The sequence below is a fragment of the Streptomyces sp. NPDC002911 genome (genome assembly GCF_053591835.1).
In genome coordinates this window covers 36,228-57,325 of sequence record NZ_JBSFUO010000009.1, presented here as the reverse complement: position 1 = coordinate 57,325, position 21,098 = coordinate 36,228, and the positions used below count along the sequence as shown (strand labels likewise).

Below are 21,098 nucleotides of genomic sequence, written 5' to 3'. Positions count from 1 at the left end.
CCGGCCAGCATGACCTCCCCTGCACTGGGTGCCCGTGCACTCTCGAGCCCACGCGAACTCACCCGGGTCGGAGACCGCTCGTCCTTCGTGTACCTGGAGCGCTGCGTCGTCCACCGGGACGCGCATGCCATCACCGCGGAGGACGCCGAGGGCACCACCCACATTCCTTCGGCCACGATCGGAACCCTCCTCCTGGGCCCGGGGACCCGTATCACCCACCAGGCCATGAGCGTGCTGGGCGAATGCGGCGCGGGTGTCGTCTGGGTGGGGGAGCAAGGCGTCCGCTTCTACGCCGGAGGCCGCGCACTGTCCCGGTCCTCCGCCCTGGTGGAGGCCCAGGCCACTGCGTGGGCGAACCGCCGGACTCGGCTGACAGTCGCACGAGACATGTACCGCCTGCGCTTCCCCGACGAAGACCCGTCGGGCCTGACCCGCCATGAACTCCTCGGCCACGAAGGCACGCGGGTCAAGGCCTGCTACCGCGCCGAGTCAGCCCGTACCGGCGTCCCCTGGCACGGTCGGCAGTACACACCGGGCGACTTCACGGCTGGCGATGCTCCCAACCAGGCGATCACGGCCGCAGCCCAATGCATGTACGGCATCGCACACGCCGTCGTGGCCGCACTTGGCTGCGCCCCGGGGCTGGGCTTCGTCCATTCCGGCCATGAACTGTCCTTCGTGCTGGACATCGCCGACCTCTACAAGACGGAAATCGGAATCCCAGTCGCTTTCGACGCCGCCGCCGAGGGCCCTGAAGACGTAGGCTCCCGCACCCGCCGGGCTCTCCGGGACGCAATCAACCGAACGAGCCTCTTGGACCGCTGCGTGCACGACATCAAGCTGCTTCTCGGCGTGGGGAGCGCCGCGGCGGGCTCCGCAGACTCCGGGGACCCTGCGGACGACTCGGGGGACCGGGTCACCTTGCAGTCGGACCGTGGCGTGGAAGTCAGCGCGGGACGGAACTACGACCCGGGGGTGAGTACCTGGTGACGGTCATCGTCCTCACCAATTGTCCGGTGTCATTACGGGGGTTCCTCACTCGGTGGCTGCTCGAGATCTCTCCCGGAGTCTTCATTGGCGGACCGTCCACACGCATCAGAAGGGTGCTGTGGGAGGAAGTCAGAACCTACTCGGGCCAGGGGCGGGCCCTGCTTGCCTACAGCGACAACAGCGAGCAGGGCTTTTCCTTCGAGACTCATGATCACAAGTGGCATCCGGTGGACCACGAAGGCCTGACACTGATCCGACGCCTCAAGGACATGCCGCCGAGCTCGTCAGTCCCGGCCAAGGGGTGGAGCAAGGCGGCGAAACGGCGACGGTTCGGCGGACGATGAGGCAGGATGAAATGTCCGAGTTGGTGAAAGTGCTCGAATCTGGCGCCACGGGCGGATAAAATCGCAGGTCGCGCAGTCTGCTCCCCGCGCACGCGGGGATGAACCCCGCAAGGCGGCCGAGGCGGAGGACAGGGCAGCCTGCTCCCCGCGCACGCGGGGATGAACCCGATCCGGCCGCGGACGCGAATTTGTTCGTCTTCTGCTCCCCGCGCACGCGGGGATGAACCCGCCGCGTAGGTGGCCGCGGCGAGTTTGGCCGCCTGCTCCCCGCGCACGCGGGGATGAACCCGGGGCGACCGCCGACCCGATCACCGCCGGGGCCTGCTCCCCGCGCACGCGGGGATGAACCCAAGCGTGCGGAAATAATGCAAAGGGCTGAGACCTGCTCCCCGCGCACGCGGGGATGAACCCGGACCACCACGATCCGAAGAGGAGAGTCCAGGCTGCTCCCCGCGCACGCGGGGATGAACCCCACCGGGGCCGCGCCGGTTTCTGGCACGGCATCTGCTCCCCGCGCACGCGGGGATGAACCCCACCGGGGCCGCGCCGGTTTCTGGCACGGCATCTGCTCCCCGCGCACGCGGGGATGAACCCCACGACCCGTATCCCCCTCGATGAGGTCTGACCTGCTCCCCGCGCACGCGGGGATGAACCCCGGGTCACCGCCAGCCTGGCCCTCGAGGGCGGCTGCTCCCCGCGCACGCGGGGATGAACCCGGGGCGACCGCCGACCCGATCACCGTCGGGGCCTGCTCCCCGCGCACGCGGGGATGAACCCGAAGACGACGAGTTGGTCGGTCACGGCTGCTCCTGCTCCCCGCGCACGCGGGGATGAACCCGCTCGATCTCGTCGAGCGCCCGGCCGATCGCCCTGCTCCCCGCGCACGCGGGGATGAACCCACGCCGAGAGCGGTGACGCCGGTGTACGGGTGCTGCTCCCCGCGCACGCGGGGATGAACCCCCTCCGTCCCGTCCTGGTCCTTGAAGTCGATGCTGCTCCCCGCGCACGCGGGGATGAACCCTCACCCAGGGCGGCGTAGACCACCATCGGGTCCTGCTCCCCGCGCACGCGGGGATGAACCCCAGCGGCGGGATCCGAACCGGTGGATCTTTTCCTGCTCCCCGCGCACGCGGGGATGAACCCGCTCGAATGGCGGGCGGTGGAAGGGGCTTGGGCTGCTCCCCGCGCACGCGGGGATGAACCCTACTGCCGCCGTAGTTGCCGACAAAGGGCGTACTGCTCCCCGCGCACGCGGGGATGAACCCCCGCGCGCCTACGCCCTGGTCGACCAGCTGTACTGCTCCCCGCGCACGCGGGGATGAACCCGCCGGGGCAGAGGATCCGAACTGGTGCATAGCCTGCTCCCCGCGCACGCGGGGATGAACCCGTCACGAAGAGGACCATGCCGCCGCGGCGCACCTGCTCCCCGCGCACGCGGGGATGAACCCGCCTGCGAGATGGCGGCCAGCGTCGTGGCGTTCTGCTCCCCGCGCACGCGGGGATGAACCCGAACCGCCCGTCGCGCCGGATCCGGTGGTGGCCTGCTCCCCGCGCACGCGGGGATGAACACCTTCGACTGAGCATCCTGCCGCTGGAGTGGAACTGCTCCCCGCGCACGCGGGGATGAACCCGAGAGGCTGACCGCGGCGGCCCGCAGGGTGTTCTGCTCCCCGCGCACGCGGGGATGAACCCGCAAAGGGCCCGACCCCCGAAGGAGCCGAGCCCTGCTCCCCGCGCACGCGGGGATGAACCCGCCCCGCCGAACCTGCTGGCGGTGAGTCCCTTCTGCTCCCCGCGCACGCGGGGATGAACCCGCCTGCGAGATGGCGGCCAGCGTCGTGGCGTTCTGCTCCCCGCGCACGCGGGGATGAACCCGGTCTCCCGCCCGTACCGGTCGTGCGCGTTGGCTGCTCCCCGTGCACGCGGCGTCTGAGGCACACTCGTGCTGTCCGACGAGTCGACGGAGCTTCGCTTCATCGCGCCCAGGGAGCTGGCCTCGGTGCCGATGCACCACACCCTGCGGCTGCGGATTGGGTACTTCCCGGCGTGACGTGTGCAGCCCTGCCTCGGGTGAGCCCGCGTACGGGCCCCAGCTCCCGGCTGTCGGGGTGGCGGTGGCGGTGGCGGCGGCGGCGGCTCCGGCAAGGGGCCCGCCCCCCTGTGACCGGTGCCCGGCCGGCCGGGTCGGTGCGGATTCGTTCACCGTGCCTGCCTGGCACGCGCGCAGATGGTGCGCGTTTTGGTCATGAATGAGCGATTTGCTACTTCGCCGTCGATCGCGCCGGGGGCGGCTCCGACCGGGCGTGATGTCGGGTAGCCATAGCCATAGCCGTGGACATGGACGGAAGCGGGACCCTATGACGAGCGCACCCGACTACAGCCAGGGTGTTGACGCCGAGCGCGCCCTCACATTCGCTGTGCACCCGTTCGCGGGGACCGTGTCCAGATCATCGAGGGGGTCATCGAACCGGTGTCACCGAAGTGGGACCACGAGCGTGCCGCGAGACTCGTCCGCCGGCAGATCGAGGGCCGCGTCGATGAGCTGGGCTGCGTCGAGGGCTTGGGGAACCTGGATCTGCCCGGCTTGTCCAACTGGTACGTCCCTGACATCGCGGTAGTGCCCGAGGGGCTCGCCAAGGGCGGGGGCGCCCTCCTTCCGGATCAGACGTTGCTGATCGTGGAGGTGACCTCGGAGTCGAACGCCGAGACCGGCCGGGTGGTCAAACGGCGCCGCTGTGCGGAGTACCGGGCGCCTCTGCATCTCCTCGTGGATCGTAGGGAGGGCGGAGTGACCCTCTTCTCGGAGCCTGGTGCGGCTCGGATGCGAGTGCGTGGACGGCCCGCATCCGTTCGGGGCGGTGCTGCGTCTGCCGGCGCCGTTCGAGGTGGACCTCGACACCGGCGCCCTGGTGTAGGTCCGACCGCGCCTCGCACCCGTTGGCGGCGGGGATGTCGGCGGCCCGTGATACCTCTGCCCACATGGCTGACTTCAAGGACTTCAACTTCAAGCTGCTCGTGATCGAGAAGCTCATGTACAACGACGAGACGCTCGCTCCCGCGTACAGCATCGACGAGCGGATGCGGGCCGAGGGCATCGACGACACGGTGACGCACGTGTACGAGCAGGATCTGGCCTTCACCGTGCTCGACGAGTCCCGGGCCTACTTCGAGAAGCTGCAGATCAGCGCCGAGTTGCTCGCGACCGTCGACGAGCTGCTCCTCGACGGCGGGCACCAGGTGTACTACGAGTGCTCGCCGGTCTGGGACGGCGAGGACGACCTCTACGACGTCCGCTCGCTCGACGACCTCGCGCTGCTGCCGAACCTCAGGCGCATCGACAACGCGGAGATGCTGGCAGTGCCCGATGCCGTCGAGCAGCTCGCGGCGCGGGGTATAACCGCGTCCTGACGCGCCCGTTTCATTGAGTGTGAAACTACTACTGACCAGCGCAGTTGAGCGTTTCTGGCCGTGTCGCGGTGGCGGTTTCAACTGCGGTACGGTAAGCGCGTCATCACGCTCTGTGCCGGTACGGCATGGGGCGGCGGTCCCCGGGGGTGTCATCAGCACCCACCGAGGACCTTCACCGCCAGTGGCCACAAAGGAGCCAACGGGATGCTTTGGCATGCTATCGCGCCGTCGCGCGGCTATACGAAGGCCGCGAATGATCTGGTACGCAATCAGCGTCTGAGTAGTGACGCGAAGATCCTCCTCCTCTATGTGCAGGGGCTCCCCGCCGATCGGCGTGGCGTGGCTCTCAGCGAGCATGCGCGGGACCTCGGGATCACCGGGCGGGCGTACCAGAAGGCCAAGAAACTGCTGCTCATGCACGGTTTTCTGTACGAGTGGCGACAGCAGGGTGGTCGGGGTTTCTGGACGACCGAGCAGCTCCTCGCGAATGTGTGTCTCGGTCCGGACGCGGCGAGGGCGGCCCGGGACGGAAGTTCGCTGCCGGTGGACGTGTCTCCGGGTGAGCGGAAGCCGACGGTCGGTCAGCCGGGAGCTCGCGTTGTCGGTGGCTACACACCGGTAGACGAAGAACGGGAGAAGAACTCCTCCCACCCACCCACCGAACCGGCCCCGCACGAACCCGACCCGCACGAACCGGAGTCGGCCGGACCGGACCCGGAGTCGGCCGAGGCCGAGTGGGTGTTGCTGTCCCTGCGGCATGCGCACAGGTCGCTGCATCTGGGAGTGGCGGAGGCCCGGAAGCTGGTGAAGTTCGCCGTGACGTGGCTGCGGCGTGGTGTCACGGCCGACGACATGCGGCGGGTGCTGGTCAGCGATCTGCCGGTGGGAGGGGTGCGGTCGGCCGTGGGATTCCTGCGCCACAGGCTCGTGCACAAGCTTCCCGAGGAGCCGGTGTCCGCGCCGGTGCCGCAGCTCGAACCGGAGCCTTCCGTAGCGGCGTTGGTGGCCTGCACCGGGCCCGGGGACGAGCATGTCTTCCGGCCGGGGCCCGGTGAGGACGGCGAGACGCGGTGCGGGGCGTGCCGCCGCGAGGCCGCGTGGGCGGCATGGGGCGAGGCGCGGTCGGCGCAGTTCGCCTCGGAGGCCGCAGTCCTGGCACACGAAGATCCGTACGCCCATACGCCCTGGCGGGAGAAGCTCGCCGCCGTCAAGGCTGCCGAGGCGGGCGCGGCCATGGATGCGCCCGGCCGGTAAGTGCAACCGGCCGGGCGTGGGGAGAGTCCGGGTCAGTCCTTGATCGCGATCTTCTCGCCGTTGGCGGTGGGAGAGGGGCCCGCCGGTACGGACTCGGTACCGGCTGCCTTGCCCTGGAGGTTCCGGAGCAGCGCGGCCAGGTCGACGCCCGTGGTGCTGTTGAGAAGCTCCAGGCCCTGCGCCACGTTGTCGGTCACCGTGCGGGACAGCTGGCTGGCGCCGTCCGTCGAGATGACCGTCAGCTTGTCGATGGCGCTGAGCGGCTCGGACGCCTTGGCGACGACCTGGGGGAGCACCTCGACCAGCATCTGGAGGACGGCCGCGTCGCCGTAGCGGGCGAAGGCGTCGGCCTTCTTGTGCATGGCCTCGGCCTCTGCGGTGCCCTTCGCGGCGATGGCGGCGGCCTCGGACTCGCCTTCGATGCGTACGGCGTCGGCGAGGGCCGAGCGGTGGAGCTTCTCGCCCTGACCGGTGAGGCGGGAGCGCTCCGCGTCGGCCTCGGCCTCCTTGACCTGGGCGATGCGACGGGCCTCGGCCTCCTGCTCCGCCTGGTAGCGGGCGGCGTCGGCGGGCTTGCGGACCTTGGTGTCGAGCTCGCGGTCGGTCAGGGCCGCCTGGCGCTCGGCGACCTTCTCCTGCTCGGCGAGGACCTCCTGCTGACGGGCCGCCTCGGCGAGGGGCCCGGCGGCGTCGGCCTGTGCCGCCGCGGCTTCGGTCTCGGCCTTGATCTCGGCCTGCTTGAGGTAGAACGTCCGCTCGGCGATGGCGATCTCCTCGGCCGCCTTCAGCCGTGCCTGCTCGGAGGCGCGCCGGGCTATCGCCTCGGCGATGTCGGCCTCCTGCTTGGCGCGGGCGGCCTCGGGGCGGCCGAGGTCCTCGAGGTAGGAGCCCTCGGTGGTGATGTCCTGGATCTGGAAGGCGTCCAGGATGAGGCCCTGGCCGGAGAGGCTGGCCTCGGCCTCCTCGGCGACCTGGCCTGCGAACGCGGCGCGGTCGCGGATGATGTCCTCGACGGACATACGGCCGACGATGGCGCGGAGGGCTCCGGAGAGCACTTCCTGGGTGAAGCCGACGATGCCGTTCTGCTGCTGGAGGAAGCGCTGGGCCGCGGCGCGGATCGCGTCCTCGCTGCCGCCGACCTTGACGATCGCGACACCTTCGAGGTTGGACTTCACGCCACGCAGCGTGACGGCGCCACGTACGGCGACGGGAATGTGCCGGCTGGAGAGGTCGAGGGTGAACTTCTGCTGGACGAACGGCACGACGAAGACGCCGCCGCCGACGACGACCTTCTGGCCGCTGTTGTCGATGCTGGTGCGCCCGGTCACAGGGTCGGTGGATTTCTTGCCCCGGCGTCCCGTGATGATGAAAGCCTGGCTGGGGCCCGCGACCTTGTACCGGGTGATGACGGCGAGGGCCAGAAGTACGAGAAGTACGACGATACCGATGACGGCGATCACTACTGGGCTCATGAGAGGTGTCCCCCTTGCCCTCCCGACGGGACGGCAGTTGTTCGGCTGTACGGGTTTCGGACGGACGAGTGGTTCGTTGGTGGTCAGCGCTCGACGGGGCGGACGGTGACGGCAGTCGTCGAAAGGGTGGCCTCCACCCAGATCTCGGCGCCGCGTTCGACCGGCACGGCACTCTTCGCGGAGAACTTCACGGTCTGGCCCGCGAGCCGCAGCAGCACCTCGCCGTAGCCGTCGGCCGGGATCGGTGTGACGACGGATCCCGAGGTGCCGACGAGGTCGTCACCGCGTGGTGTGGCCGTGGTCTGATCCCGCATCAGGGCCTGGCTGAACTTCCAGGTCAGCCAGGCCGCGACGAGCCCGGCCCCGGCCCCCGCCACGACAGCCACCGGGGTACCGACGTCCGTGGTGCCGAGGACGATCGCACCGCCGAAGCCGAGCATGGAAAGGAAGCCGGCGATGACGGGCAGGGAGAGCAGGCCGTCGAAGAGGCCGTTCAGCAGCCCGCCGAGCGCGTCGCCGAAGAGCCCTTCGAGAATTCCGTCGAAGATCAAGGAGAGGACGAGAAGAACGATTCCCGCAATGCCCAGACCCAGAAGTACGGTCACGCGATCACTCCCCCGTGTTCGCAATCCCCCGGAATGTTTCCGTCGGACTGGCTGCATGGTCCCATACGGTGCGCGCCGGGGGTACTGCCGAAGTCCGGCAGTTTCTACGGCGTTTTGATGCCGGAAAGCCGCTCGGCGAGCGTGTCGAGCGACTGGAACGTGGCCCCGAGCAGGGCGACGTGCTTCCACCGGAGCACCCCGTCCGGCCCGATCAGGAAGACGGAGCGGCGTACGCCGATGCCGGGTGCGGTAACCCCGTAGGCCCGGGCGGTCTCCCGTCCCGTGTCGGCCAGGAGGGGCATGCGCAGGCCGTGGCCCCGGGCGAAGGACTCATGGCTGTCCACACCCTGTGGACTGATTCCCCAGACCTCGGCGTCAAGGCCTTCGAAGGTCTCGAAGCCGGAGGAGTACGAGCAGAGCTGCTTGGTGCAGACGGCCGTGTTGTCACCGGGGTAGAAGGCCAGCACGACGCTGCGGCCGCGAGCGGCGGCGAGCGTGTAGTCGCTCCGCTCGAAGGTGTCGTCGGCGAGTATGCCGCCGGGGAGGGTGAAGTCCGGTGCGGGCGAGCCGATTCGGGGTCCTGACGCCATGGGGCGCCTCCTTGGGTCGCGTACGGATGGATGCGTGCTTCGCACAGTCAAGGGCACAGTCAACGGCACATTCCACGCATCGACACGTTCGACCCGTCCGTACGCCCTCCGGCACCGAACACGGGGTGTGCGCGGGCACCGGGCCCGCACCTCGATCGGGAGGTACGTGTGGCGGGCCTGCTGGTGACCGGGTTGCTGGGGCTGACCTCGGTGCCGAAGCGGGTCGAGGCGGCGTTCGAGCTGCCGCGTGGCGCCGCGGTCTCCGAGGGGACGCTGTCGCTGGACGGACCGGACACCGGTGGGCCGGGTCCGCGGAGATGCGGGGCGGAGCGGAGCGGCAGACGATGAGAAGCCGGATGATGGGCGTCCGGCCGGTGAGGGCCGAGGCTCCGCGGGCACGTACCCCTCTGCAGGCTCCGTTGCAGGCCGAAGAGTATGCCGACCCACCGCCCTTCGACGCTTCGGTGCCTGTGGGCCGGCCGCTGGGCACGGGCCTCGGCGGATACGTGACGACCGTGCTGCCGTGCGCTCCCGGAACGGTGCTGTTCATGTACACCGACGGGCTGGTGGAGCGCCGGGGCGAGGACATCGACACGTCGATCGAGCAGCTGGCACGGCTCACGCTTCCGGCGAGCGGACGGCTCGACGACCTGCTGCGGGAGGTCGTCGACCGTTTCGCGGACACGGCCGAGGACGACATCGCGGTACTCGTGTCGCGAAGCCGGGGCTGCTGAACGTGCCCGCCGGGATGCCGACACGACCACGCCCGGACACCGGGCGGAGTGGAATCCGTGGCAGGGTGAGACGCCCTGGTGGCGGGGCCGGTTCAGCCGGAGTGCTGCCGGGAGCGTCCGCGCAGCCGGCGCAGGACCAGCAGCGCGGATGCGACCAGGGGCAGCAGCCCCGCCAAGGTGTTCGCGGTGGTCAGTTCGTTCTGGCTGCCTCTGGCCCTGCGCATCTGCTTCACGGCGCGGGCTACGGCGATCGCGCTGCTGCCCAGGCTCAGGAGCAGGCCGACCCTGGAGTTCGCGGGCTTCCTCGGCATCTGCGTGCCTCCCGGTGACATCGCTGCGCGGCCCCTTCGTCCACGTAACCGGCTCCCGGGCGGGTGCGCAATCGGGGAGCCGCTGCGTCCCCCGGCGTCAGGCGGACAGGTAGCCGGCCGCCGGCGCAGCTGTTGCCGTGTGTGCTCCGGTTCGCCCGGGCGCTCGCGGGCCTCATGGGGGCGGGCAGGCGCTGGTGGCCGCACGTGAATGTAGCCCTTCACGACGGGGGATGCGTGAAGGGCTACCCGTGCAGTATGACCGTTCGCCGGTCTGTCGACAACTGACCGGCCGGTCAGCCGTGTTGGAGTGGTCAGGTGGCTACGGAGGGCTCCTTGCGGGCCCGCTCGGCAGGTGGTCGCGCGGGGGCGACGCCAAGGACGGAGGAAAGCTGTTTTGGCGGCAATAGACATCACCTACTCATACACCTAGGATTTCTTGTGTAATCAGGCCAAATCGGTGGTCGGGTACGCAGTGGAAGAGGTGCAGATGCCCCCGGAATCCCCGGCGCAAGCAACGGGCCGTCTCGACGACGACGACTACCCCGCGTACACCATGGGGCGGGCCGCCGAGATGATCGGTACGACGCCAGGTTTCCTCAGGGCCCTCGGTGAGGCTCGCCTGATCACCCCCCTGCGTTCCGAGGGGGGTCACCGCCGCTACTCGCGCTACCAACTGCGTATCGCCGCCCGTGCCCGTGAGTTGGTGGACGGCGGCGCGCCGATCGAGGCCGCCTGCCGCATCGTCATCCTGGAGGACCAGCTCGAGGAGGCCCTGCGGCTCAACGAGGAGCTGCGGCGGCCCGCGGCCGGCCGGAGTGGCGATTCCTGACCGGCGGACGGGTGTATATCTGTTTCGGCGGGCATAGAAATACGCGCAATGAGCAGTGAGAGTTTATGCCGTGTGCGGTGGAGTGACGCCGTAGTGATATGGCGTACAGCTCGCTTGTACCCGGATCGTGCTACTGTTGATCTCAGTTGCAGTTGTGGTTCCCAAAACTTCAAGTGCACTCATCGGTTTCACTCCGGTGGGCGCGCTTTTGTATTTCCGGTTCATTCCGGTCGGGGCAATCATTTGCGGCGACGTAGGGCTCGCACAGTGTGGGCCCTAGGGCAACGCCCCGAAGGAGATATGACATGGCTACTGGCACCGTGAAGTGGTTCAACGCGGAAAAGGGTTTCGGCTTCATCGAGCAGGAGGGTGGCGGCGCTGACGTCTTCGCCCACTACTCGAACATCGCCGCCCAGGGCTTCCGCGAGCTGCAGGAAGGTCAGAAGGTGAACTTCGACGTCACGCAGGGCCAGAAGGGCCCGCAGGCGGAGAACATCACCCCCGCCTGATCACTCAGGCGTAGGGCGTAGCTGGGGCCCGCACCTTGGGGTGCGGGCCCCAGCTCGTTGCGTTTTCCCGGCCCTTGCCTGTGCCGACGCACTGATGGAGTAATTCCCGGTGTGTGCAGGCCATGGCGCGGCGGTTTTATATGCAGTCATGTGGAGTGCCGTTCCCGGCTGGTTCATCCGCCGGACGGGCTTCGTTTTTCGTTATTTCACCGGCTCGTTCTTGCGATTCTTGGCGCCGTACATGGCTGCAGCCGCCCGGAAAGAATCCCTCGATACGTGCCATTCGAGGGAAAGGTTCTCCATTGAACCGCGATCGCACAGCTCGCACGAACGACCGATTTTCCCGGACGCGTTCCGGTGGATCCGCCGGAAGTCGTACCGCCAACGGATTCCGCTCGACGGGATCCGGCCGACAGGGCGCCCCGGGTTCGCAGGGCCGCTCCGGCGGGCCGAAGCGCTCCGGCGGCTACGGACGCCGCTCCTCCTCCGTCACGGGTGAATTCGCCCTGCCGGTGACCATCACCCCCGCCCTGCCCGCCGCCGAGGCCTTCGCGGACCTGGACATGCCCGCACCGCTGCTGGCGGCGCTGGCTTCCGAGGGCGTGTCCGTGCCGTTCCCCATTCAGGCGGCCACCCTGCCGAACTCGATCGCCGGGCGGGACGTCCTGGGCCGAGGCCGCACCGGATCGGGCAAGACGCTCGCCTTCGGCCTGGCCCTGCTGGCCCGCACCGCGGGCAACCGCGCCGACGCGCGCCGTCCGCTGGCCCTGGTCCTCGTCCCCACCCGGGAACTGGCCCAGCAGGTCACCGACGCGCTCACCCCGTACGCCCGTTCCCTCAGGCTGCGGCTGGCCACGGTCGTCGGCGGTATGTCGATCGGCCGCCAGGCCAGCGCGCTGCGCGGCGGCGCCGAAGTCGTGGTCGCCACCCCGGGCCGGCTCAAGGACCTCATCGAGCGCGGCGACTGCAAGCTCGACCGCGTCGCCATCACCGTCCTCGACGAGGCCGACCAGATGGCGGACATGGGCTTCATGCCCCAGGTCACCGAGCTGCTGGACCAGGTCAACCCCGACGGCCAGCGGATGCTGTTCTCGGCCACCCTGGACCGCAACGTCGACCTGCTGGTCCGTCGCTACCTGCACGACCCGGTCGTCCACTCGGTGGACCCCGCGGCCGGTGCGGTGACGACGATGGAGCACCACGTGCTCTACGTCCAGGGCGCCGACAAGTACGCGACGACCACCGAGATCGCCGCCCGCGAAGGCCGGGTGATCATGTTCCTGGACACGAAGCACGCGGTGGACAAGCTCACCGACCACCTGCTGCACAGCGGTGTGCGTGCGGCCGCGCTGCACGGCGGCAAGTCGCAGCCGCAGCGCACCCGCACCCTGGACCGGTTCAAGACCGGCCATGTCACGGTGCTGGTCGCCACGAACGTCGCCGCCCGCGGCATCCACGTCGACAACCTCGACCTGGTCGTCAACGTGGACCCGCCCAGCGACCACAAGGACTACCTGCACCGTGGCGGTCGTACCGCGCGTGCCGGTGAGTCCGGCAGTGTCGTCACGCTGGTGCTGCCCAACCAGCGCCGCGAGATGACCCGGCTGATGGCCGATGCCGGGATCACGCCGCAGATCGCCCAGGTCCGTTCCGGCGAGGCCGAGCTCAACCGCATCACCGGGGCCCAGGCGCCGTCGGGTGTGCCCGTCACGATCACCTCACCGGTGTCGGAGCGCGGCAATGGCAGCGGTTCCGGTCCCCGTGGCCGGCGCGGCGCGCGTCCCGGCCAGGGGCGCCGCTCCAACGCCAACACGGCGACGCCGCAGGCGCGTGCCGCGGCTGCGATGCGCCGGTCCAACAAGGCAGCGTAGTCATCCGGCCGGGTGTCCGGCCGACCCTGTCCGGCTTTCTCCACGACCACCCTGTTGAGGCACCATGCGCTGTGTCATCGCCCGTTTCCCCTTCGACCTCTTCAAGAACGAGGTGGAGGACATGATGAAGGGCGTCAAGCCCGAGCCCGTCACCGGTGACGCGGTGGTCATCAGCCGCCGTGTCTACCCCGTCAAGCAGGTCGGCGAGATCATCACCCGGCAGGACCGCCGGGACTTCACCGCCGGCGAGGTGACCAGGGCGCTGACGCGTCTCGGCTTCACCTGCCGTCCGGCGGAGGCGCCCGCACCCGCGGTGCCGCTGACCCCGCTGGAGAACGCGTCCGCCATGCTGGGAACGCCCGGCGACGCCTGAACCGCCGCTCCGTCCGTACACCCGCACCCCCGAGCCCTCCCGGCCCGGGGGTGCGGTGCGTCCCGTGACAGTCCTCCGCCCGGGACCGGCGGACTCCGCCGGGACGGCGGGCCAGGAGGCGTCAGGGCGCCGGGTCCGGCTTCCTGGCCCAGTCGAGCCGGGGCTCCACGGCGTACCGGAACATCCGCTGGACGGGCGGGCTGCAGAGGGCCGTGACCATGGCCGCGGCGGCGACGGACACCAGGATCCGGCCCAGCGGGGTGGAGATGACGTCCATTTCGTAGAGGTCGAGCTTGACCGCGCCCTTGATGACGAACCCGTGCAGCAGATAGCCGTACAGCGTGCCCGCGCCGAGGGCGGTCATCCACAGCCTGCGGTTCGGTACCCAGGCGAGGAAGCAGGCGCTGAGCACCAGGGCGCAGACGAACAGGAGCAGGGTCACCGCGGCGCCCGTCCAGGCGGGCGAGCCGAGCTGCTCGGCGCCGTAGCGCCGGAAGAACCATGAGGTCGTCGTGCGCGGTACCGCCCAGTAGGCGACGGCCAGGGCCACCAGGCAGACGGGGACGGACGCGATGCGCACAGCACGGCGGCGTACGAAGTCGAAGTGCGCGGACCGCAGCTGGAGGCCCAGGGCGTAGTACGGCAGGAACTGCAGGATGCGCTGGAGGTGCAGGTCCCCGCCGATGTTGCTGGTCACCGCGCCCATGGCCGCGATGACCAGGGCCACCGCCACGGGCCACCGGACCGTCTGCCAGAAGGGGGTGGTGAGGCGCCAGAGGAACAGGGCGGGCAGGAACCACAGCAGCCAGTAGGGCGTGAGCGGGCTCAGGGAGTAATCCGGGGAGCCGGTCAGGCGCTCGAAGAGGGTGTAGGCGATCTCGAAGACGGCGTAGGGCACGGCCAGGCTGGTGACGAGTTTCCAGACCCGGCCGGACCGCAGTTCGAGGCCGCGTGAGAAGTAACCGGCGATGATGATGAAGACCGGCATGTGGAACGTGTAGACGAAGGTGTAGAACGTCTCCACCAGGCGTCCGCTGCCGGGCAGGGGCTCCCAGGAGTGCCCCACCGCGACGAGGACGATGGCCAGGTACTTCGCGTTGTCGAAGAACGGGTCACGGCCGGCACGGGACGGTGCGGTGGCCGGCGCTTTACCCCCGGCGGCGGCTGGTCCAGGGGCGCGTGAGGTCAGGGAGGGCATCGGGCCACCCTAAGGGCTGTACCGCCGAGTCCTCGGTCAGTGCCGGGGCGGGGGCCGGCCCTGACCCCGCCGGATGCGCTCAGGGGGTAAGGATCAGCTTTCCGGTGGTCCGGCGGGCGAGCAGGTCCTCATGGGCGCGCCGCGCGTCGGCGAGCGGGTAGCTGCCGCCGGTCACGGGCTCGAGGCGGCCCTCGGCGACCAGGGCGAAGAGCTCCTTCAGGGGGCCGCTGACCGCGCCGGGAGCGGCGAGGGCGGGGCGCAGCCAGAATCCGACGACGGAGGCGTTGAGCCGGCCCAGCCTGCCCGGATCGACCGGGGTGAAGCCGGAGCGGGTGGCGTTGCCGTAGGTCACCAGCCGGCCGAAGGAGGCCAGGGAGCCCAGAGCCTGGTCGAACAGGTCCCCGCCGACCGCGTCCAGGACGATGTCCGCCTTCTCCGCGAGAGGGTAGGTGATCACCGCGTCCGCGCCGAGGTCCATGACGAGCCGCTCCTTGGCCGGGGTGGAGACCTGGGCGAGCACCCGGCCCGCTCCGAACTCCCGGGCCAGCTGGACGGCGAGGCTGCCGACGCCACCCGCCGCGGAGTGCACGACGACGCTCTCGCCGTCACGCAGACGGGCCGCCGACCGCAGCAGATGCCAGGCGGTCAGCCCCTGCATCATCAGGGCGAGTGCCTGGGCGGCGCCGAGCTCCTCGGGAATCTCCAGGACGCCGGACTCCTTGGCGGTCACCTGCTCCGCGTAACCGTGCGAGACCCGGGCCAGTACCCGCCTGCCGTCCGGGGTGCGGCCGACGACCTCGCTGCCGGGGACGTACGGCAGGGCGTCGGCGCCGAGGTAGGAGCCGTCCACCTGATGGGTGTCCGCGAAGTTCACCCCGGCGGCCTCGACGGTGAGGAGCACCTCTCCGGGGCCGGGCTCGGGGGTGGCCAGTTCCACGGCGCGGAGTACTTCGGGACCACCGAAGCGGTCGAACTGTATGGCGAGCATGCCGCACGGTACCGCGAAGCCCTCCGGGCGGCCGGAGGCCTGTGAACCCGCCGTCGGAGGTTTGTCAGGAGTCAGGAGTGGGACAAAAACAGTACGTACAGTCTGTTATTGCCGTGACTCTGCGTCGAGGCCTTGGGGTGTGCGCGACCGTGGTCGTCCGACTGGGCGGCTGCCAGACTGCGGCCATGAGCGATCTTCTTCACGACAGAGTCGTCCTGATCACCGGGGCGAGCAGCGGTATCGGTGCGGCGGCGGCGCGGGTGTTCTCCGAGGAAGGCGCGACGGTCGTACTGGCCGCACGCAGGGAGGACCGGCTGGCCTCCCTGGTGGCCGAGTTGCGGGACAAAGGGGCGCAAGCCTCCTATGTGGTCTGTGATGTCACGGTGGCCGAGGACGCCGCCCGTGCCGTCGACTTCACGGTCGACACCTACGGGCGCCTGGACTCGGCCTTCAACAACGCGGGACTCGGCGGCGACCGGACTCCCCTGCACCTGATGGGCGATGACGTCTACGACGCGGTCATGGACACCAATGTCCGGGGCGTCTGGAACTGCCTCCGGCCCGAGATCGCGGCCATGCTGGCGAACTCCGGCGACTCCTCCATCGTGAACAACAGCAGCGTGGGCGGCCTGGTGGCCATACCGTCGGCCGCGCCCTACATAGCGGCCAAGCACGCCGTCGTCGGTCTCACCAGAGCCGCCGCGGACGAGTACGCCCAGCAGGGCATCAGGGTCAACGCGGTGGCGCCGGGCTCCACGCGCAGCGAGATCACGGCCGACTGGTTCGGGCGCAACCCGGGGTTGGAACAAATGGTCAACAGCCGTACACCGCAAGGGCGTACGGCCGATCCGGAGGAGATCGCCAACGCGGTGGCCTGGCTGCTCAGCGACCGCTGCCCCTTCCTCACGGGCACGGTTCTGCCGGTGGACGGCGGCTTCGTCAACCAGTGAGCCGTCAGGCGCAGGGGCCGGTCAGCCGGCTTCGGAAGACCGGCTCTCCGTCCTGTGTCGCCGTGACCAGGACGGAGGTCTCTCCGGAGCCGGCGGGCAGGATCGCCGCCTCGATCCAGCAGGGGCGGTCGAATTCGGCGTACCGCTCGAACGCGCTGGTGACGGTGGTCGCCTCGAAGCGGGCGGGGTGCAGGGCGGCGCGCGCGGCCTGGTCGGCGGCCTCCATCAGGACGAGCCCCGGGACGTGGTCGACCGGGTGGTCGTACAACACGGTGTTGTCCACGTCATTGCGTAACTGCCAGTGACGGGGCCGATGGCCTGCCGCCAGGACGACGTCGGACGGGGCGGCCCGGCCGACGGTGCGTGCGTCGACAGGATCGGGCAGCGGCCATGCGTTCCAGTCGACGGCAAAGTGTTCGCCGCGGAGCCGGCGGTAGACGCGCGGTGAGATCCAGCCGAACTCGGAATTTGCGCGGGCCGCCATGCTGCCGCCCAGGAGGATGCGGAATTCCATGTCGAGTGCACTGACCTTCCTGGCTCGCTCCTTGGCCTCCTTGACGGTGACCTCGACCGCGAGGTCACAGGGCCCCTCGGGGGCGACTTCGAATCCAGGAGCGACGGTGAAGTCGAAATAGTGCAGCAGGGTGTGATCGGAGAGGGGCGCGCCGTACGCCGCGTGCGCGATGACCAGGCCGCTCTGCCGGACCGTCTGGGTCAGCACCCGTGGGTCGTAAGGGAGGCCCGCAGTAGGGGCCGGCCACCTCGCGGACAACGAGAACTCGCCGTCCTCCCGGCGCTGCCAGGAGGTGAGGAGAACCATGTCGGAACGTCCGAGGTGGACGTACTCTTTGCGGACTCCGTCCCGTCCCTCAGCTGCTGACAGCGGCGGATACGGATCAGCAGGTATGTCGGGCACGGCCCTCCCGGACATGGCGCAAAATGGGTATTCCGGCGCTGATATGATACCGGTTCACCGGTACTTTTTGAAGTAGCGTCAGGCAACGTTCAAAGGGGTGCGCGAGTTGGCACGACAGCAACGGGCGATCCGCACGCGCCGAATCTTCCTGGAAGCCGCTGCCGAGGTCTTCGACGAGCACGGCTACGACGCTGCCACGATCGCCGCGATCCTCGACCGGGCCGGTCTGACGCGGGGCGCCCTCTACTTCCACTTCACGTCGAAGGAGGAGCTCGCCCGTGGTGTCCTCCAGGAGGCGGTGACGTCGGACGGGGTCACCCCGCAGACCTTCAAGCTGCAGGAGTGGGTGGACATGGCGCTCCTGCTCGCCTACCGACTGCCACGGGAACCCCTGCTCAGCGCCTCGATCCGGCTGTCCGTCGACCCGCGTGCGCGCGGGCTCTTCGGCACCCGCTGGCCGGACTGGATCACTCTCGGCACGGAGATGCTGACCGAGGCCAAGGAGCGCGGCGAGCTCCTCCCGCACGTCGATCCGGGCACCACGTCCCGGCTGGTCGTCGGGGCATGGACCGGGGTCCAGCTGGTGACCGAGTCCATGGCCGAGCCGCCGGACCTGGTCGGTGAGATCTCCGCCCTCTTCGAGCTCATCCTCCCCAACAACGCGGTTCCGGGCGTGCTGGCCCGGCTCGACACGTCCCCGCACCGCGCGGCACGCATCGTCGAGCAGCAGTCCGTAACCGTTTCCTGACCGCCGGGCGCTGCCACGGGCCGCGCCGGCACCAGTCACCCGATCGGGCGCCGGGTACCTGCGACGCGGCTGGTCAGCGCGCATGGTGGCCCTATGTGGCTTCGCCGAACAGCCGTGTGCGCCATGGTCGTGCCACTGGCGTTCCTGGTGTTCCGGGACGCGCCGGTACGGCTCGTCGCCCCCGAGCGGGCCACCGCGAAGCCGGTGACGCCGGCCGGTGCCCCGAGACCCGCGGTCGTCAGCCGGGCGGAGTGGCACGCGGACGAAAGCCTGGTGAAGGAGGACGCGGTGTACACGGGGACGGTGAAGGCCGTCTTCGTCCACCACACCGGGCACGCCAACGGGTACGAATGCGCCGACGCCCCCAAGATGCTCCGAGCGATGGAGGAGGCGCACGTCCGGGGCGAGGGCTGGGACGACATCGGCTACAACTTCGTCGTCGACCGCTGCGGGACCATATACGAGGGCCGGGCGGGCGGTGTCGGACGTTCCGTGCGCGGGGCCCACGCCACCGGGTTCAACGCGCACAGCGTCGGGATCGCGGCCCTCGGCGCCTTCGACACCGGCGTACAGGTGCCGAAGGCGCTCATCGAGGGCATCGCGAAAGTGGGCGCGTGGAAACTGGACCGGGCCGTCGACCCGCGAGGCATCGTGCGCATGGTCTCGACGAACGACGAGAGCCTGTACAGGCGCGGTGAGGTGGCCTATCTCCATGCCGTGGCGGGTCACCACGACACCTTCCAGACGCACTGCCCCGGTGAGGCGCTCTACGCGCAACTACCCGCCATACGCGCGGAGATGGCCAGGTTGCGGGCTGCCGCCCGGAAGCCGTAGCGCCTACCTCGCGACGTACTGGGTGAGAACGGCCTGCACCTCGTAGATGTCGACACCCTTGGTGAACGTCTTCTGGATGGGGGTGGCGGAGCCGGAGATCCAGATCTTGAGCTCGGCGTCCAGATCGAAGGTCCCGGCCGTCTCCACCGCGAAGTGCGTGATGCTCCGGTACGGGACGGAGTGGTACTCCACCTTCTTGCCGGTGATCCCCTGCTTGTCGATGAGGACGAGCCTGCGGTCGGTGAAGAGGATCGTGTCGCGGATCAGCAGATACGCGGCGTGCACCTGCTCGCCCTGCCCGAGGAGCCGTGCGTAGTCACGCTGTGCGGCCGCCGGATCGACGGTGTGCGCGTTGCCGAACAGTGCCATGAGAGACCCCCACCTGAGTGAATGTGCGGACTTTGAACGCGTCGAAGCCCACTGAAAAGAATATCGGCGGCTTTTCTGTTCGTGCCCTTGCACACCTTCCGGAGCACAGCGGAGGAATACCGTCATGCCGGCATCACCCCTCGCCAAGCGGCCCGTCGAATCGGTGCTCGCCCTTCTGCTCGTCCTCCTGAGCGTGCTCGGCCTCGCCGGCCGCAGCGTCGCGGACGCTCCGGTCAAGGCCCCGGCCCAGATCCCCGCCCAGGTGGTACCGGCCCAGGCCGCTCCCGTCCGGGTCGTCATCGCGGCTACCGTCACGGCGGGTACGGACTGGGACCGCATCGCCGAGTGCGAGAGCGGCGGCCGGTGGAACATCAACACAGGGAACGGCTACCACGGTGGCCTGCAGTTCGCCCCGTCCACCTGGCGGGCCTACGGAGGCGCTCAGTACGCACCCCGCGCCGACCTCGCCACCCGGGCTGAGCAGATCGCCGTCGGTGAACGCGTCGCCCGGTCACAGGGAATGGGTGCCTGGCCCACGTGCGGACGCCTCGGCGTGAACGGTACGTCGAGCTCCTCGTCCGATGAGTCCGCCAAGTCCTCCCGGTCCGCCGGGTCCGCCGGGTCCTCCGGGTCTGCAGGGTCCTCCTCTTCGTCCGGATCCTCTTCGTCCGAATCCTCTTCGTCCGACAGCACCGACTGGAGCGACACGGCACAGACGGCCCCCGAGCGGCAGTCGACCGGTAACCCGAACAGCGGCTCCTCCGATAACGCGTCGTCCGGCAGCTCGACGGGCGGCACGAACGAAGGCAGCGGAGACAGCGAGGTGACGCACTACTCCGAGGACCTCGCCGACGCGAAGACGTATGTAGTCGAGCCGGGCGACTGTCTCTCGGTGATCGCCGAGCGTGCGGACGTGTCCGGTGGCTGGCCCGCGCTGTACGAACTCAACCGCGAGGTCCTGGACCGCGGACCGCACCTCATCTTCCCCGGTCAGCGCCTCCAGCTGACCGCCTGACCGCCTGAACGCCTGAACCACGATGTAACCGGCCGACGATGACGACGTCGTCACGGTGGCCCCCCATGACCTTGAGCAGTGAGTCCTGGGCTTAACAGCCGAAGCCGCAGGAAGCCCCCGTCGGGAGTGAGGGTGCAGGCCTCCTGAAGAGCACGCCACCCAGGGCGTTTTCGAAGACGTCCTCACTGAGCTGCGCGGTGTGGCCGACGTAGCGGCCGAACAGATCCGCGTGTGCCACCTCGACGAGCCGGCCCCGGGGCAGTACTCCCGGAGAGTGCAGGAGCCCGGCGTAGATGCGGGCCACGGTGGTCCTACCCGTGCGGCGGCGGGACGAGTCCAGGAGGGACATCAGATATCACACAGGACCTGGTCGCCCCTCTCGTTCACCGCCCGACGGAGCCCAGGGCCCGGGCGGAGTCGGAGGTGTCGCCGGACTTCGGCTCGTAGCTGTGGCACTCGGGGTTGCGACACGGCCCGGCTCCCCAGTGCGGGACGAAGATGCCGAGGGTCTTGTGCCGCGCCAGGACGCTCTCGACGGGCTGCTTGCAGGCCGGACACACGTACTCCGCCTGCCGATCGGTCTGACGCTCGGTTCTGGCCATACTTTTACGGTAGTCCTGAAAGGGGCACGAAGAAACTTTTCCGACTTTTTGCCAAGGCTGGTGACGGGAGTTCCTCGGGCCCGTCGCAGGACCCGCACGTGGGCCCGCTCCGGAAGCCACGAGGAGCGACCCGGCCCGGAACCTGGTGCCATGGGACGGGGGACGCCTCGACGAAGGGACCACCCGGT

The 21,098-nt window shown here is 69.5% G+C and carries 22 protein-coding genes, 3 pseudogenes and 1 CRISPR repeat array; of the genes and pseudogenes, 15 read left to right on the top strand and 10 right to left on the bottom strand.

Going from position 1 to position 21,098, the window contains the following annotated elements; translation table 11 throughout:
• Positions 1-9: 9 nt before the first annotated feature.
• From cas1e to ACWD04_RS16340, 5 genes and pseudogenes are all read left to right on the top strand, one after another.
• Complete coding sequence (gene cas1e, locus ACWD04_RS16360) at positions 10-990, top strand: type I-E CRISPR-associated endonuclease Cas1e (protein WP_451132378.1); 981 nt, start codon at positions 10-12, stop codon at positions 988-990.
• A complete protein-coding gene (gene cas2e, locus ACWD04_RS16355) occupies positions 987-1,334 on the top strand; it encodes a type I-E CRISPR-associated endoribonuclease Cas2e (RefSeq protein ID WP_451132376.1) in 348 nt (115 codons plus the stop codon). Before cas1e ends, cas2e begins: the two co-directional genes overlap by 4 nt.
• A 77-nt stretch (positions 1,335-1,411) precedes the next feature.
• A CRISPR array of direct repeats spans positions 1,412-3,209; the repeat unit is 29 nt; unit sequence CTGCTCCCCGCGCACGCGGGGATGAACCC.
• 482 nt (positions 3,210-3,691) lie between these two features.
• A pseudogene (locus ACWD04_RS16350) lies at positions 3,692-4,249 on the top strand (Uma2 family endonuclease).
• A gap of 64 nt (positions 4,250-4,313) precedes the next feature.
• Positions 4,314-4,742, top strand: a complete 429-nt coding sequence (locus ACWD04_RS16345; protein WP_451132374.1) for a DUF6892 domain-containing protein — start codon at positions 4,314-4,316, stop codon at positions 4,740-4,742.
• A 204-nt stretch (positions 4,743-4,946) separates the two neighbouring features.
• Positions 4,947-5,996: a hypothetical protein gene (locus ACWD04_RS16340; RefSeq protein WP_451132372.1), complete on the top strand. Its 1,050-nt coding sequence runs from the start codon at positions 4,947-4,949 to the stop codon at positions 5,994-5,996.
• A gap of 32 nt (positions 5,997-6,028) precedes the next feature.
• On the opposite strand, the gene ACWD04_RS16335 is transcribed toward ACWD04_RS16340, so the two are convergent.
• From ACWD04_RS16335 to ACWD04_RS16325, 3 genes are all read right to left on the bottom strand, one after another.
• Positions 6,029-7,468, bottom strand: a complete 1,440-nt coding sequence (locus tag ACWD04_RS16335; RefSeq protein ID WP_451132370.1) for a flotillin family protein — start codon at positions 7,466-7,468, stop codon at positions 6,029-6,031.
• Positions 7,469-7,551: 83 nt separating this feature from the next.
• Entirely contained in the window at positions 7,552-8,073 is a 522-nt protein-coding gene (locus ACWD04_RS16330; protein ID WP_451132368.1) for a hypothetical protein, read from the bottom strand.
• Positions 8,074-8,177: 104 nt separating this feature from the next.
• Complete coding sequence (locus ACWD04_RS16325) at positions 8,178-8,663, bottom strand: peroxiredoxin (RefSeq protein ID WP_451132366.1); 486 nt, start codon at positions 8,661-8,663, stop codon at positions 8,178-8,180.
• A 168-nt stretch (positions 8,664-8,831) separates the two neighbouring features.
• Between ACWD04_RS16325 and ACWD04_RS16320 the strand changes: the two genes are divergently transcribed.
• Together ACWD04_RS16320 and ACWD04_RS16315 are read left to right on the top strand one after the other, a co-directional pair.
• Positions 8,832-9,011, top strand: a complete 180-nt coding sequence (locus tag ACWD04_RS16320; protein ID WP_451132364.1) for a hypothetical protein — start codon at positions 8,832-8,834, stop codon at positions 9,009-9,011.
• Positions 9,012-9,127: 116 nt separating this feature from the next.
• Positions 9,128-9,397: pseudogene (locus tag ACWD04_RS16315) on the top strand (SpoIIE family protein phosphatase); the annotation flags it as partial.
• Positions 9,398-9,489: 92 nt separating this feature from the next.
• Here the strand turns inward: ACWD04_RS16315 and ACWD04_RS16310 are convergent.
• The gene (locus tag ACWD04_RS16310; protein ID WP_451132362.1) at positions 9,490-9,708 is read right to left on the bottom strand and encodes a hypothetical protein; all 219 of its coding nucleotides are present in this window, start codon (positions 9,706-9,708) and stop codon (positions 9,490-9,492) included.
• 487 nt (positions 9,709-10,195) lie between these two features.
• Between ACWD04_RS16310 and ACWD04_RS16305 the strand changes: the two genes are divergently transcribed.
• The 4 genes from ACWD04_RS16305 (at position 10,196) to ACWD04_RS16290 (ending at position 13,290) form a co-directional block, all read left to right on the top strand.
• Positions 10,196-10,537 carry a MerR family transcriptional regulator gene (locus ACWD04_RS16305; RefSeq protein ID WP_451132360.1) on the top strand — a complete coding sequence of 114 codons (342 nt, stop codon included), beginning with the start codon at positions 10,196-10,198 and terminating at the stop codon, positions 10,535-10,537.
• A 305-nt stretch (positions 10,538-10,842) separates the two neighbouring features.
• Positions 10,843-11,046 carry a cold-shock protein gene (locus ACWD04_RS16300; RefSeq protein WP_031090619.1) on the top strand — a complete coding sequence of 68 codons (204 nt, stop codon included), beginning with the start codon at positions 10,843-10,845 and terminating at the stop codon, positions 11,044-11,046.
• A 302-nt stretch (positions 11,047-11,348) separates the two neighbouring features.
• Positions 11,349-12,917: a DEAD/DEAH box helicase gene (locus ACWD04_RS16295; RefSeq protein ID WP_451132358.1), complete on the top strand. Its 1,569-nt coding sequence runs from the start codon at positions 11,349-11,351 to the stop codon at positions 12,915-12,917.
• 64 nt (positions 12,918-12,981) lie between these two features.
• Complete coding sequence (locus tag ACWD04_RS16290; RefSeq protein ID WP_451132356.1) at positions 12,982-13,290, top strand: SCO5918 family protein; 309 nt, start codon at positions 12,982-12,984, stop codon at positions 13,288-13,290.
• Positions 13,291-13,411: 121 nt separating this feature from the next.
• Here the strand turns inward: ACWD04_RS16290 and ACWD04_RS16285 are convergent, their stop codons facing one another.
• The gene (locus ACWD04_RS16285) at positions 13,412-14,488 is read right to left on the bottom strand and encodes an acyltransferase family protein (protein WP_451132354.1); all 1,077 of its coding nucleotides are present in this window, start codon (positions 14,486-14,488) and stop codon (positions 13,412-13,414) included.
• A gap of 79 nt (positions 14,489-14,567) precedes the next feature.
• Positions 14,568-15,476, bottom strand: a complete 909-nt coding sequence (locus tag ACWD04_RS16280; RefSeq protein ID WP_451132352.1) for a quinone oxidoreductase family protein — start codon at positions 15,474-15,476, stop codon at positions 14,568-14,570.
• A 185-nt stretch (positions 15,477-15,661) separates the two neighbouring features.
• Between ACWD04_RS16280 and ACWD04_RS16275 the strand changes: the two genes are divergently transcribed.
• Positions 15,662-16,426, top strand: a complete 765-nt coding sequence (locus ACWD04_RS16275; RefSeq protein WP_451132350.1) for an SDR family oxidoreductase — start codon at positions 15,662-15,664, stop codon at positions 16,424-16,426.
• Positions 16,427-16,430: 4 nt separating this feature from the next.
• On the opposite strand, the gene ACWD04_RS16270 is transcribed toward ACWD04_RS16275, so the two are convergent.
• Complete coding sequence (locus ACWD04_RS16270) at positions 16,431-17,357, bottom strand: ScbA/BarX family gamma-butyrolactone biosynthesis protein (protein ID WP_451132348.1); 927 nt, start codon at positions 17,355-17,357, stop codon at positions 16,431-16,433.
• A 91-nt stretch (positions 17,358-17,448) separates the two neighbouring features.
• On the opposite strand from ACWD04_RS16270, the gene ACWD04_RS16265 reads away from it, so the two are divergent.
• Together ACWD04_RS16265 and ACWD04_RS16260 are read left to right on the top strand one after the other, a co-directional pair.
• A complete protein-coding gene (locus ACWD04_RS16265) occupies positions 17,449-18,090 on the top strand; it encodes a ScbR family autoregulator-binding transcription factor (RefSeq protein WP_451132346.1) in 642 nt (213 codons plus the stop codon).
• Between the two features lie 93 nt (positions 18,091-18,183).
• Complete coding sequence (locus ACWD04_RS16260) at positions 18,184-18,924, top strand: N-acetylmuramoyl-L-alanine amidase (RefSeq protein WP_451132344.1); 741 nt, start codon at positions 18,184-18,186, stop codon at positions 18,922-18,924.
• Positions 18,925-18,927: 3 nt separating this feature from the next.
• Here ACWD04_RS16260 and ACWD04_RS16255 read toward each other — a convergent pair whose 3' ends face one another.
• Positions 18,928-19,293: a PH domain-containing protein gene (locus ACWD04_RS16255; protein WP_356709317.1), complete on the bottom strand. Its 366-nt coding sequence runs from the start codon at positions 19,291-19,293 to the stop codon at positions 18,928-18,930.
• A gap of 124 nt (positions 19,294-19,417) precedes the next feature.
• Here ACWD04_RS16255 and ACWD04_RS16250 point away from each other — a divergent pair, with 124 nt between their 5' ends.
• Positions 19,418-20,308, top strand: coding sequence for a transglycosylase family protein (locus ACWD04_RS16250; RefSeq protein ID WP_451132341.1), 891 nt, complete (start codon positions 19,418-19,420; stop codon positions 20,306-20,308).
• A 94-nt stretch (positions 20,309-20,402) separates the two neighbouring features.
• On the opposite strand, the pseudogene ACWD04_RS16245 reads toward ACWD04_RS16250, so the two are convergent.
• Positions 20,403-20,627: pseudogene (locus ACWD04_RS16245) on the bottom strand (hypothetical protein); the annotation flags it as partial.
• A gap of 64 nt (positions 20,628-20,691) precedes the next feature.
• Positions 20,692-20,910, bottom strand: a complete 219-nt coding sequence (locus ACWD04_RS16240) for a hypothetical protein (protein WP_451132339.1) — start codon at positions 20,908-20,910, stop codon at positions 20,692-20,694.
• Positions 20,911-21,098 lie beyond the last annotated feature (188 nt).